The 13,568-nt window shown below is 37.2% G+C and carries 13 protein-coding genes; 8 read left to right on the forward strand and 5 right to left on the reverse strand.

Features of this window, described 5'->3' with window-relative positions; genetic code table 11:
- Positions 1-502: 502 nt before the first annotated feature.
- Positions 503-1,480, forward strand: a complete 978-nt coding sequence (gene epmA, locus AC27H3_RS14235) for an elongation factor P--(R)-beta-lysine ligase (protein WP_487107190.1) — start codon at positions 503-505, stop codon at positions 1,478-1,480.
- Positions 1,481-1,509: 29 nt separating this feature from the next.
- On the opposite strand, the gene glnG is transcribed toward epmA, so the two are convergent.
- The 4 genes from glnG to glnA all read right to left on the reverse strand — a co-directional run bounded on the left by glnG (position 1,510) and on the right by glnA (position 6,135).
- Positions 1,510-2,916 carry a nitrogen regulation protein NR(I) gene (glnG, locus tag AC27H3_RS14240; protein WP_487107192.1) on the reverse strand — a complete coding sequence of 469 codons (1,407 nt, stop codon included), beginning with the start codon at positions 2,914-2,916 and terminating at the stop codon, positions 1,510-1,512.
- On the reverse strand, positions 2,916-4,001 hold the full coding sequence (gene glnL, locus AC27H3_RS14245) for a nitrogen regulation protein NR(II) (protein WP_487107194.1): 1,086 nt from the start codon (positions 3,999-4,001) through the stop codon (positions 2,916-2,918). Before glnL ends, glnG begins: the two co-directional genes overlap by 1 nt.
- 76 nt (positions 4,002-4,077) lie before the next feature.
- Positions 4,078-4,605 (reverse strand): DUF4124 domain-containing protein, encoded by a 528-nt coding sequence (locus tag AC27H3_RS14250; RefSeq protein ID WP_487107196.1) that lies wholly within the window; start codon positions 4,603-4,605, stop codon positions 4,078-4,080.
- A 123-nt stretch (positions 4,606-4,728) separates the two neighbouring features.
- Complete coding sequence (gene glnA, locus AC27H3_RS14255; RefSeq protein WP_487107198.1) at positions 4,729-6,135, reverse strand: glutamate--ammonia ligase; 1,407 nt, start codon at positions 6,133-6,135, stop codon at positions 4,729-4,731.
- Between the two features lie 343 nt (positions 6,136-6,478).
- On the opposite strand from glnA, the gene typA reads away from it, so the two are divergent.
- The 6 genes from typA (at position 6,479) to dtd (ending at position 11,759) form a co-directional block, all read left to right on the forward strand.
- Positions 6,479-8,296, forward strand: coding sequence for a translational GTPase TypA (gene typA, locus AC27H3_RS14260; protein WP_487107199.1), 1,818 nt, complete (start codon positions 6,479-6,481; stop codon positions 8,294-8,296).
- 319 nt (positions 8,297-8,615) lie between these two features.
- Positions 8,616-8,798, forward strand: a complete 183-nt coding sequence (locus AC27H3_RS14265) for a hypothetical protein (RefSeq protein ID WP_487107201.1) — start codon at positions 8,616-8,618, stop codon at positions 8,796-8,798.
- Positions 8,799-8,888: 90 nt separating this feature from the next.
- Complete coding sequence (locus AC27H3_RS14270; RefSeq protein ID WP_487107203.1) at positions 8,889-9,053, forward strand: hypothetical protein; 165 nt, start codon at positions 8,889-8,891, stop codon at positions 9,051-9,053.
- A 361-nt stretch (positions 9,054-9,414) separates the two neighbouring features.
- The gene (locus AC27H3_RS14275) at positions 9,415-10,293 is read left to right on the forward strand and encodes a virulence factor BrkB family protein (RefSeq protein ID WP_487107205.1); all 879 of its coding nucleotides are present in this window, start codon (positions 9,415-9,417) and stop codon (positions 10,291-10,293) included.
- Positions 10,294-10,346: 53 nt separating this feature from the next.
- Entirely contained in the window at positions 10,347-11,321 is a 975-nt protein-coding gene (pip, locus tag AC27H3_RS14280; RefSeq protein WP_487107207.1) for a prolyl aminopeptidase, read from the forward strand.
- Positions 11,322-11,759: a D-aminoacyl-tRNA deacylase gene (gene dtd / locus AC27H3_RS14285; RefSeq protein WP_487107209.1), complete on the forward strand. Its 438-nt coding sequence runs from the start codon at positions 11,322-11,324 to the stop codon at positions 11,757-11,759.
- 4 nt (positions 11,760-11,763) lie between these two features.
- Here the strand turns inward: dtd and AC27H3_RS14290 are convergent, their stop codons facing one another.
- Positions 11,764-12,534: a spermidine synthase gene (locus AC27H3_RS14290; RefSeq protein ID WP_487107211.1), complete on the reverse strand. Its 771-nt coding sequence runs from the start codon at positions 12,532-12,534 to the stop codon at positions 11,764-11,766.
- Positions 12,535-12,588: 54 nt separating this feature from the next.
- Between AC27H3_RS14290 and AC27H3_RS14295 the strand changes: the two genes are divergently transcribed.
- Entirely contained in the window at positions 12,589-13,485 is an 897-nt protein-coding gene (locus tag AC27H3_RS14295; RefSeq protein WP_487107212.1) for a bifunctional GNAT family N-acetyltransferase/hotdog fold thioesterase, read from the forward strand.
- Positions 13,486-13,568: the final 83 nt, after the last annotated feature.

Consider the following 13,568-nt stretch of genomic DNA (forward strand, 5'->3'; position numbering starts at 1 on the left):
TAAAAGAGCCCGTTACGTAAGTGACGGGCTTTTTGCTATCTGAAACCCAATAAAGATAGCTATCAGTTTTGAGCTGTCAGCTGTCAGCTTAAGACAATTAGTAACATGCAGCTGTTAAAACTAACTACTGATAGATTTCTATTTAGAGAAAGCCGTAGCGAACGCTAAGGGTTTTTTGCTTTCTGTCGTTTGAAAATGAAAAAGGCTGATGGTTGCATCTGAGTCGATTCCAAACTCAGAAGTGACCGCTCTTAGACATCCTGTCTTCGCGGAATTACTGCATCCATGCACGTCAACGTGTTAGCAGCGGTGGTAAAGAGCGTGTGGGTTATAGTGGTGCAGCATTAGTGCATAAATTCACGTCATTATCAGGCACCGATTAAAGAATCGTTTTTTTGCTGTTTTACAACTTTTGTTTAATTTTCTATCCAGTATCCCTACAATGTTTATTAAACTAATACTTTCTCAATATCATTTATCTCTTAACTAAAGGTTAACTTATATGTCATGGCAACCCAGTATGAATTGGCATAATGCTAAGCAACGTGCAAAAGTACTTAGCTTAATTAGAGCATTTTTTTTAGCGCGCAATGTGATTGAGGTAGAAACCCCTTTACTTTCAAGTACTACGATAACTGATCAACATTTAGACCCGTTTATAACACAATTTAATTACTCTGCTGATAGTCACTGTAGTGAGGCTACACTTTTATACGGACAAACTTCACCAGAGTTTGCTATGAAACGTTTGCTTGCAAGTGGTTATGGTAGCTGTTATCAAATTTGTAAAGCCCTACGACATGAACAACAGGGAAGATACCATAATCCCGAATTTACTATGTTGGAATGGTATAGATTAGGCTACAACCATTTTGAACTCATGGACGAAGTTGAAGAGCTGCTGCAGTTAATTCTTACTTGTCCAAAGACTGAGAAAATTAGTTATCAAAATCTTTTTATGAATAAAGTGCATATTGATCCACTAAATACTTCAAGAAGCGACCTTATTAATGTTATTAAGCACTCAGGTAAGTTAAGTGATTGGTTAGAAAGGGAAGAATCTATAGACACTTTATTACAGTTTATTATGGCTGAATTGATCGAGCCAAACATAGGTATAGATGCTCCTTGCTTTGTCTATGATTTTCCTGCAAGCCAGGCTTCATTAGCTAAGATATCAACAAAGGATCCTCGCGTAGCAGAGCGTTTTGAGTGTTACTTCAAGGGCATTGAGTTAGCCAATGGATTTCATGAGCTAACAGATGCAGAGCAACAAAAGCAGCGTTTTATCAATGATAATGAAATTAGACAACAATTAGATATGGAAAAACGTGCAATAGATGAACGTTTTATTTCTGCACTTGAATATGGTTTACCAGCATGTTCAGGTGTTGCTTTAGGGATTGATCGCCTAATTATGTTAGCACTTTCAGTAGAAAAAATAGACGATATTATAACTTTTCCTGTTTCCATCGCCTAACATAATTGACTAGCTGTTAGGTTGTTGATCTAATCTGGCATGTCTAGTTCTTTCAATTTACGCGTTAAGGTATTTCTCCCCCAACCTAATCGTTTTGCTGCTTCTTGTTTGTGTCCTTGTGTATGTTTAAGGGCACTTTCTAATAACACTTTCTCAAACTCCGGTAACGCTTGTTCTATAATATTACTTTTACCTGTCGACAATTCGGTATCAACCCATTTTTTTAAGCCATCTTGCCAGCTACCATTTGTACTTTTTACTGTTGCAGGTTTAACGGTAAGCTCGCTAGGTAAATCTGACATTAGTATTTCTTTGCCGCTGGCCATTACAGTTAAAAATCGACATATATTTTCAAGTTGTCTAACATTTCCAGGCCACTCACAGTGCTCTAAATAAGCTAATGTACTTTTATGTAGGGTTTTAACTTCTACTGCTAACTCGTTTGCGGCTTGTTTGAGAAAATGTTGAGCCAGTTGGCTGATGTCTTCTTTCCTATCACGTAAACTAGGTATTTGTACTCTGATCACGTTTAATCTGTGGAATAGATCATCGCGAAAGTCCCCATTGGTTACTCGCTCTTCCAAATTTTGATGTGTGGCAGCAATAATACGTACGTCAACTTGTATAGGAGAGTGACCACCAACTCGATAAAATTGTCCATCGGCGAGTACGCGTAATAACCTTGTTTGAATATCAAGCGGCATATCACCAATTTCATCTAAAAAGAGTGTACCTTGATGTGCTTGTTCAAAACGGCCATGGCGTACAGAATTCGCTCCCGTAAATGCCCCTTTCTCGTGACCAAATAACTCTGATTCGATTAAATCTTTTGGGATAGCTGCCATGTTAAGTGGTATAAAAGGAGAAGCTGAACGAGGGCTGTGCATATGCAACGCATGAGCGACTAATTCTTTACCGGTGCCAGATTCGCCATTAATTAACACACTGATACTTGAGCGTGATAATCGACCTATTGTCCTAAATACTTCTTGCATAGAAGGAGCAGCACCAATAATACCAACGGTATCGGCAGATGGTATCGTATTTTGTTTCTTAGATTTTTGCTCACGCGCATGCACTAAAGCTCTATTAGCTAAAGCAACGGCATCATCAATATCAAACGGCTTAGGTAGATATTCAAATGCACCACCTTGATATGCATTTACGGCGCTATCAAGATCAGAGTGTGCTGTCATGATGATAACGGGTATATGGGGGTATTCATCGTTTATTTGATTTAACAATGTCATACCATCGATATTTGGCATACGTATGTCAGAAATTATAACTTCAGGTTGTGTATGCTCTAACGCAACCAATAGATCTTCTGGATTATGAAATGTGCCTACACTGATGTTAGCATTTGAAAGCGCTTTCTCTAGCACCCATCTAATTGAACTATCATCATCGACGATCCATACTTGTTCGGTGATCATTATTTTATCTCGCTTTCAAAAGGTATCAAAATAGTAAACTCTGTATGTCCTGGACGACTTTTACATGAGAGCTTACCGTGATGTTGATGAATAATTGTTTGGCAAATTGATAACCCTAAACCCGTCCCTGAAGCTCGGCCTGACACCATAGGGTAAAATAGTGTGCTTTGAATCTGCTCTGGGATGCCTGGTCCATTATCAATAATACTTATTTCAGCGCAGAGCTTGATACGTTTACCGTTAATTGTTTGGTTGGTTGCCGCTCTTGTTCTTAGGGTTATTTTGCTTTCGCTGTCTAATGCTTGTATGGCGTTATGGACTATATTAATAACGGTCTGCTGAATTTTGTCTTGATCAAATGTTAACTCCGGGATCGAAGGGTCATAATCACGTGCTAAAACAATATTTTTTGGGTTATCAAATTTTGTTAGTTGGAATACTTTTTCAATCACAACATGGATATTTTGTAACTTCATTACTGGCAGGTAGTTAGGGCCCAATAGTCTATCAACTAAATTGGTTAATCTATCTGCCTGCTCAATGATCATGGCGGTATATTCTTTTTGCTCTTCATTGAGTTCTAAGTCAAGTAACTGTGCAGCCCCACGTAAACCACCCAGTGGGTTTTTTATTTCATGTGCTAACCCACGGATAAGATCACGCGCTGACTCCCATTGTTGTTGTTGAAAGGCTTCTGCACTAATTTGTTTTTGCTGATCAATTTGTTTGAACTCTAATAAGATATGCGGTGCTTGATCAAAACTGACCGAAGAAGCTGTTATTTCAACGGTAATCCTGCGCTGGTCAAAAAATTCGATGGAAACATCACTATCGCTAAACTCCTGACCGGTAGTAAGTAATTGTTGTAAACGTTTGTTGCTAATAGGTGTGTTGTAGAATACTTGGTCGATTGGATGTAAATAAATCTTACTTAAACTTTTCACGAGCAAAGCTTCAGCTGCAGGGTTTACATAACATATGGACAGATCTTGATCTAATACTACAATCGCCGTTACCATTTGATTAGGTAGCGCTTGCTGATAGTGTTTTTTTATTTCTTTTAAATTTACCGAAGTATTAGTCATTACTTTTCCTTGCACTGAATTGGTGCGCTAAGTAACGAGTGTAATAAAAGTTGGTGCAATATGCACTGAAATCCGGCTAGTTTGCTTTATTAACCGATATTCTATGCATATAAAACGTTACTGGAGATGACGTTGCAATAATCTTGCCTTTATCGTCAAGCAATGACATTTTTATTTGATGCTCACCTCTGTCTATATTTCTCAGTACAAACATTGAGTGAGTTTGGGGATCTTTATAGGGTTTGTCGTCTAAATATAATTGTATTTTCAGGCCACGTTTGAAAATAGGCTTTATACGGGCAGAAACATAGGCAGAGCCTGTATTATCTCTTATTGTAGCGTTGTTTTCAGGTTGGATTATTTCGACTTTGAAATTGTTTTCGATGACTTTAGGTTTAATGTCTAAAATGCTGGTATCGACTGAAGACTTTATCGTATTTGGTTCTTTTATATCTACTTCTTCAGCACCAGGTTTAGGACTATCTGAAAAAACTAATACACCTTGTTCGTTTCGCCACACGTATACTTTAGCCGATCCTGCAAAAGCAGAAAAAGCTTGGGTAAATAATATATAAAATATGCAAAAACGTGCAATGTGAATCAAAAGTGCTATTCCTGTTCCGTAGGTTTTGTCTTTATTAAGTATAATCTATCCAAATTATTACAAATGTGCCACAAAAAAAGCTCACCTAAGTGAGCTTTTTTGATATCTATCTATTTGAAATCCCTACACGCTGTAGTACATATCAAATTCAACAGGATGTGTTGTTGAGTTTAATAACTCTACATCTGAACGTTTAATGTCTATGTAAGCTTGGATCATATCTTTATCCATAACATCACCTACAGTTAAGAAGTCCATGTCATTCTCTAAAGCATCTAACGCTTCTGTTAATGATGATGCAACTTGTGGAATTTCCGCTGCTTCTTCTGCTGGTAGGTCATATAAATCTTTATCCATAGCATCGCCAGGATGGATTTTGTTTTTGATTCCGTCAAGGCCAGCCATTAACATTGCTGAGAAACCTAAGTAAGGGTTCATTGTAGGATCAGGGAAACGCACTTCAATTCGCATAGCTTTTGGTGATGGTACAATTGGAATGCGAATTGACGCTGAGCGGTTACGCGCAGAGTAAGCTAGCATTACTGGAGCCTCAAAACCTGGAACTAAGCGTTTGTAAGAGTTAGTTGATGCATTTGTAAAGGCGTTAAGTGCTTTAGCATGTTTGATAATACCACCAACATAGTAAAGTGCCATTTCAGACAATCCGCCATATTTGTCACCTGAGAATAAGTTAACACCGTCTTTAGCTAAAGATTGATGAACATGCATACCTGTGCCGTTATCACCAACTAATGGCTTAGGCATAAACGTAGCTGTTTTTCCATAAGCGTGAGCAACGTTATGAACAACATATTTGTATATTTGAACTTCATCGGCTTTTAATACCATAGTGTTAAAGCGACAAGCGATTTCGTTTTGTCCTGCTGTAGCAACTTCGTGGTGATGTGCTTCAACGACTAAGCCCATTTCTTCCATCACTAAACACATAGCTGAACGCAAATCTTGCGACGAATCTACTGGCGAAGTTGGGAAGTAACCACCTTTTACGCCAGGACGATGTCCCATATTGCCTTCTTCGTATTCTGTACCAGAATTCCAAACAGCTTCTTTATCATCAATTTTGTAGAAAGAACCACTCATGTCTGTGTGGAAACGTACATCATCAAAAACGAAGAACTCAGGCTCAGGACCAATCAATACAGTGTCTGCAATACCTGTACTACGCATATAGTCTTCAGCGCGTTTTGCTACTGAACGCGGGTCACGACTGTAACCTTGCATAGTTGCAGGCTCAAGAATGTCACAACGAATGTTTAACGTTACTGCTTCAGTAAATGGGTCAAGTACAGCAGATTCAGCAATAGGCATCATCACCATGTCTGACTCATCAATGCCTTTCCATCCTTGAATAGAAGAACCGTCAAACATTTTACCGTCTTCAAAAAAATCTTCTGTTACTTGATGATGAGGAATTGAAACGTGTTGCTCTTTACCTTTTGAATCCGTAAAACGTAAATCAACGAATTTAACATCATGTTCTTTAATTAAATCTAAAACTGCGTTTGACATTGAAAGTCTCCAGTGAAGTTATTGCTTAAATTTTGAAAAACTTAATTTTTAATACTAGTGCTAAAGCGAATACTGTGCCAACACTAAAGTTATTGATATATATGGATTTAATGTTTTTAACTGTTTTTGCTTGCACTGTAACTGTGCATTGCATGCTGCATTGTGGTGCGCCTGCACTGATTTAACTATCTTAGTATATCAGTGGTAATATATTTTGTTGGTTAAATTTTATTATCTGGTGTCTTTGCGAAGACTTCTACTGTATAATACGCGCCCAATTGTAGCCCTATTTCGTTTAACTGCTTGGAATAGCAATAAACGATTGTAACAGCGAGTAACGCCTGTGTTAGATAAATTAAGAAATGTGGCAATTATTGCTCACGTTGACCACGGAAAAACCACTTTAGTTGATAAATTACTTGAGCAATCAGGTACGCTAGATGCGCGTGGCGGTCTAGAAGAACGTACGATGGACTCAAATGATATCGAAAAAGAACGTGGTATCACAATCTTAGCTAAAAACACGGCTATTAACTGGAACGGCTACCGTGTAAACATTGTAGATACTCCTGGCCATGCTGATTTTGGTGGTGAAGTTGAGCGTGTTATGTCAATGGTAGATTCAGTGCTACTTATTGTTGATGCACAAGAAGGCCCTATGCCTCAAACGCGTTTCGTAACAAAGAAAGCGTTTGCACAAGGTTTAAAACCAATTGTTGTTATCAATAAAGTTGATAAACCAGGTTCTCGTCCTGATTGGGTTATGGATCAAGTTTTCGAATTATTTGATAACCTTGGTGCTACTGATGAACAACTTGACTTTAAAGTTGTTTACGCATCAGCAATCAATGGCTGGGCCACGCTTGAAGAAGGCGAAACTGGCACTGACATGACCCCTTTGTTCGACACTATCCTTAATGAAGTTCCTGCACCAACAGCGGATCCTGATGGTCCATTCCAAATGCAAATTTCTCAACTTGATTACAGCTCATATTTAGGTGTAATTGGTGTTGGTCGTATTACTCGCGGTAGTGTTAAGCCTAACCAACAAGTAACCATCAACTTAGCAAACGGTGGTGTACACAACGCTAAAGTAGGTAAAGTATTTGGTTACTTAGGTTTAGAACGTCATGATATCGCTGAAGGCTTTGCTGGTGATATTATTGCGATTACAGGCTTAGGTGAGTTAAAGATCTCTGATACAGTATGTTGTCCTACAGAAGTTGAAGGCTTACCTGCACTGTCTGTTGATGAACCTACTATCAACATGACTTTCCAAGTAAATACTTCACCATTTTGTGGTAAAGAAGGTAAATTTGTTACTTCTCGTAATATCAAAGACCGTTTAGATAAAGAGTTAGTACATAACGTTGCTTTACGTGTTGAACAATTAGAAGACGCAGATAAATTTAAAGTATCAGGCCGTGGTGAACTTCACTTAGGTATCCTAATTGAAAACATGCGTCGTGAAGGTTTTGAAATTGCAGTATCACGCCCAGAAGTTATTATTCGTGAAGTAAATGGTGAATTACAAGAACCATACGAAACAGTAACTATTGATGTTGAAGAACAGCATCAAGGCCCTATCATGGAAAGAATGGGTGTTCGTAAAGCTGAGTTAACTGATATGGCACCAGACGGTACTGGTCGTATCCGTATGGATTTCATCATGCCAAGTCGTGGTTTGATTGGTTTCCAAACTGAGTTTATGACACTAACTTCTGGCTCTGGTTTAATTTACCACACATTCTTTGAATACGGCCCTCACAAAGGTGGTGAAATCGGTCAGCGTAAAAATGGCGTAATGATCGCTAATGCTACAGGTAAAGCGCTAACTAACGCTATTTTCAACTTACAATCTCGTGGACGCATGCTAATTGGTCATGGTGTTGATATTTATGAAGGTCAAGTTATTGGTATTCATAGCAGAGATAACGATTTAACCGTAAACGCACTTAAAGGTAAGCAATTAACAAACGTTCGTTCATCAGGTACTGATGAAGCACAAACGTTAACGCCACCTATCGTTATGTCACTTGAGCAAGCGCTTGAGTTTATTGATAATGATGAGTTAGTTGAAGTTACACCGGACAATATTCGTATTCGTAAAAAGTTCTTGAAAGAGAGCGATCGTAAACGTGAAGGTCGTGCTGCTAAGTAACTAAGTTACAATAACTTATATAAAGCCATCTGAAGTAATTCAGGTGGCTTTTTTGTTTCTGCTCATTTAAAAGGGAAATTAAAGCAGCAACTAATGTAAGACATGTCTCAATTTCTTACTTGCCGTATTAATTTTTATTATCGGTTTACTTAATTAAATTCAATAAAATCATATGAATGCGGTTTATTTTTTGTGGGCGTTGTGAATGAATTTAAAATAATTATTTAATTTTTTTTCTCTACCTTTTAGAAATGATAATAACTGCTATATTTAATAATATGTCGTTAGTTATTGTTTAGATATTAAGGAGGTAATTACCATGGATGCAATTAAATTAACTAGGCTTAATTGCTTATTTGAGAAAGCTTTAGACAATAATGCAAAACTAGTAGAGCAACATGAGTTAAAACAGCTTTATAATGAATATGTTAATGAGGGAAGAAATAAGAATAAAAGTAAAGTAACTACTTTCCCATTAAAAGCAGTAAGAACCGCTATTTAGCATTTAATTTTGCTATGAAAAATAAAAATAAAAATAAAAATAAAAATAAAAATAAAAATAAAAATAAAAATAGAAAAAGGAAAATTTCTAATGTCACCAGAACAACTAAGAAAGTTACAAAAATTAAGCGATTTATTTGAACAAGGTATTGCAAGTCAAAATCATATAAAACAACTATCGAGGTTACTCGCAGAAATTAATCAACTATCTAATTGGCCTGAAGAAGATATAGCGAAACTCTCCCCTTTGTATTAATCATCTTTTTAAAAATGCTGAAACAGTAGTTCAGTTATTGCCCACTCCCTTTTGTAGATATATCAACCAACTAACATCAAATAGCTTAAAATATTAAAGCTATTTTAATGGTCTGAATTAAATAATAAATGCAAAAATTATATCAATCGAGGTGCTATTATTTAGCCTTCACTGATGGGGATTAGCTGTCCTATAGCTTAATCTTATCGGTAGCTTACCTGTAAATATAACAACCAAAAAATTGATAAAAAAGGCTGGTTTAGTTTATTCAGTAGCTGAAAGGGAAAATTATTCGATTATCACTACCGTTATTTTATCCATTGCCTTAATATAAAGTTAATAGTGTTAACTAGTAATATATATGCATTCTAAATTAGAAAAAATAAAACAACATCGTTTCGTAGAGCAAGGGCTTGGTTTTTTACGCTTGTTTGTAGAAAACTTTCAATCAGAGCGTATTCATGTCACCGCAGGGTATTTATCTTATGTTACCTTGATGTCATTAGTGCCTTTAATGGTGGTGATGTTGTCCATGATGACGGCTTTTCCTATATTTTCCGATATTAGAGAGTTAATCGAAAACTTCGTCTATATTAATTTTGTGCCTGCTTCAGGCGATGTTGTTCAAGAGCATATTACAGGCTTCGTAAGTAATGCTTCTAAAATGTCTGCGGTAGCGATTAGTGCATTATTCATTTTGGCCATGATGCTAATTTCAGCTATAGATAAGTGTTTAAATAAATTATGGCGAGTTACTGAAAAAAGAAGAATTATTACTTCGTTTTCCATGTATTGGATGGTGCTAACTTTAGGGCCGGTATTAGTTGGCAGTAGTCTCGTCATTAGTTCCTATATAATTTCACTAGTCTCGATAGGCGATTATGACTTATTGGGTATAACGAATATTTTTGTTCGAGCCTTGCCTTTAATCGCATCTACTACAGCCTTTTTTATTTTATATATGGTTGTGCCGAATAAGATTATTCCGGTTAAGTTTGCTATAGCAGGAGCGGTCTTAGCAGCAATATTATTTGAAATCGCCAAAAAAGCCTTTGCTGAGTATGTAACACAAATACCGTCTTATCAGGCGATATATGGCGCATTATCAAGTATTCCTATTTTATTTTTATGGGTGTATTTGAGTTGGCTAGTGGTATTGATTGGCGCACTATTTACTGTTTCGTTAGAAGACTTTGATGACCAACAAAAAGCTGAATTATCTGAGCAAGAGGTTGATTAATCCCTATAATCGGATAACTACAAACCGAGTAGAGCTAATAAAAGGAACGGTATATGTCGAGAGTGCTTTTTCCAAATATTGCGGTTTATCATCAAGAGTGGCTTGATGTTGGTGACGGACATCAGCTTTATATAGAACAGTCGGGCAACCCAAATGGTATCGCTGTTGTTTACCTTCATGGTGGGCCTGGTGGCGGTTCAAGTAAAAATCATCGGCGTTATTTTGACCCAGAAAAATATCGTATCATTTTATTCGATCAACGTGGCTGTGGCCGCTCTAAACCATCACCGAGCTTAAATGATAATACGCCACATCATTTAGTCGCTGATCTTGAAGTTATTAGAAAGCATTTATCTATATCACGTTGGCTAGTTTCAGGAGGCTCCTTTGGAACTACATTGGCTTTGCTTTATGGGATTAAATATCCTCAGGCAGTATTAGGCTACATTCTACGCGGTATTTTCCTTGGTACAAAAGCAGAGTACAACTGGCTATATAAGTCCGGTGGAGCGGCGAGTTTTTTTCCTGAATTTTATCGAGAGTTCACAGAACAAATTGCTGATACAGGCGATGAAAATATACTACAAAGTTATTACGATGTACTGACGGGGCCAAATGAAATTGCTGCAATAGCGGCGAGTAAAGCCTGGTGTTTGTGGGAGCTAAGACTGTCAACCATAGCACCACATAGCCCTGCTGAAATTCAAGATGATGATTACCCCCATCGCGCATTGTGTATGGCGAAAATATCGAGTCATTACTTCGTCAATCATTGTTTTATTGACGAAGGTGAAATCCTCGCTTCAATTGATAACATTAAAAATATTCCTGCCATCATACTTCATGGTCGTTATGACATGGTTTGCCCTCTGCATAGTGCTGATAAATTGGTACAACATTGGCCAAGCGCACAGTTACAAATTTTGCCGCAAGCTGGGCATAGTGGTTTTGAATTACAAACGATTGATGGATTTTGTAAGGCAGCAGATACTATGGCAAATTTTATTACAGAACAGAGTGTTGAGTAAATGATCGCATTATTGCAAAGAGTTACCGAAGCAAGTGTCAGTGTTAATAATAATATTGTCGGTGAAATTGAACAGGGCTTATTAGTCTTAATAGCTATTGAGCCTGAAGATACTGAGGTAAAAGCTAAGCGTTTAGCTGAACGTGTAGCAGGCTATCGAATTTTCTCTGACGAAAATGGCAAAATGAACTTAAATGTTAAACAAATTGGTGGCGAAATACTGGTGGTTTCACAGTTTACGTTGGCAGCAAATACCACGAAGGGATTAAGGCCAAGTTTTACTAGTGCAGCTCCTGCAGAGTTAAGCGACAAGCTATATCAATGTTTTTGTACACAATTGCGTAGTTTAGGCTTTAAAGTACCAACCGGAGTGTTCGGTGCAGATATGCAAGTTAGGTTGTTAAACGATGGCCCTGTTACCATTAATTTACAGGGGTGAATTTTTAATTTGCACTCATGTGATGACTAAAAAATTTTCTCCATCTAAGATATTGAGTAGGTGTTAAATAAGTTTTTTTTGAGCGCTTTTTTAGGTTATCAATAAGCCAATGTTTTGGTAGCAAATGAATAACTACATTAAGATAACGCGGAATATGAAAGTAAATAATATGATGCGAACTTTGTAGTTGTTTTAAAATCGTTAAACAGAGATTAATTTCATGATCGTCAAGATCAGGTAAATTAATAGTTAAACAGCCATTTTCTTGCAAATTATCTATTAAAGCTGTTAAAAGATTAACACGGCTTTGGAAGCTTTTTGCATGATGCTGATAAACGTCACATATTAGCCAGTCAGCAGCCAGTGTTGTTGAAGAGTGCTCTTGCTGTAGCCACTTTAATGCTTCATTTTTTTCGATTTTAATGGCGTACTTTAGTGGGTTGAAATAATGTTGAAAACAGTCGATAACCGTTTGAGACAACTCTACACTCACTATATCCATACTTGGCTGTAATGCGCTTAAAAATCGACTTAAATTACCTCCGCCGAGCCCTAGCTCTATTACTTTGTTTGGTTTAAAAAACAATAACGGCATTAAAACCGCGTAGTGATGCGGTAAGGTTAATTTAGCTGGGCAGCGTAAATGCATAACACTTTGAATTACGTCATCAAATGCTAACCAACGATAATGCGAATTTTCGTTAATGGTTATTTGGTCTTCTGTGTTACTCAGGTAAACTAGTCGGCCTTGGTTAACATGTTGAGTCAGTTTCACGTGTTATTAAACTCCTTAAATGAATTTTCACTGGCATAAGATTAATCATAGACAATGTACAAATGTAGAGCACCAAAAAATAAAGCTGAGTTAGCACAATATTATCAACTGCGATGGCAAGTTCTACGTAAACCATGGCAGCAACCGCTAGGTAGCGAAAAAGATGAACTGGAATCACAATCATACCATCGTGTGATTGTTGACGATACGGATAACATTGTTGGTGTAGGGCGACTACATAAAACTAGTCAATTTCATGCACAAATTCGCTATATGGCAATATCTGACGAATTACATGGCGAAGGTCTAGGGAAGTTACTTATTGATGAGTTAGAGCTTTTAGCTGCTCAAGTGGGTGTGAAAACCATTGAGTTAAATGCTCGTGAAAAAGCGATTGGTTTTTATCAGAAAAGTAATTACATCAATATGGGCTATTCTCATACGCTTTATGATGCTGTTAGCCACGTTAAAATGATCAAAAACATTGCAGTCCCTAAGCAACATCTAACGAAAATAGCCGATAATTTACAACAGCTTTGGCATGAAACTATTCTACTAAGTAAAGCAATGAATATGAATGTTGCTTTTTTTGACCAAGAAAAACTTCTGACCACGTGCGAGCCTAGCTTTAATAAAAATCTGCATAATACTATGTTTGCTGGCAGTATTTATACTATGGCGACTTTAACTGGCTGGGCATGGGTATATTTTGTTTTACAGGCACAAAGGCAGCATGCCGACATAGTGCTAGCAAAAGGCAATATTAAATACCTTGCACCGCTTGAGGGCGTAGCTCATGCCCAAACCTTGTTACGGTTAGTTGAAGGTAATACTGAGCCACTAGCCGAAGGTAAAAATGCTCGTTTTAATATTGATGTTGAAGTATGTTGTGGTGACAAAGTTGCCGCGGTGTTTACCGGCTCTTATGTTGCAATGGCCAAGCGCAAATAGCTGGCATGTTGCATTCAACCAATATAGATAATTTATTCAAAAATTATAATTAAGTTACGATTACAAAAATACTTAAACAAGAG

This window comes from Colwellia sp. NW0002-52-1, from assembly GCF_057550865.1.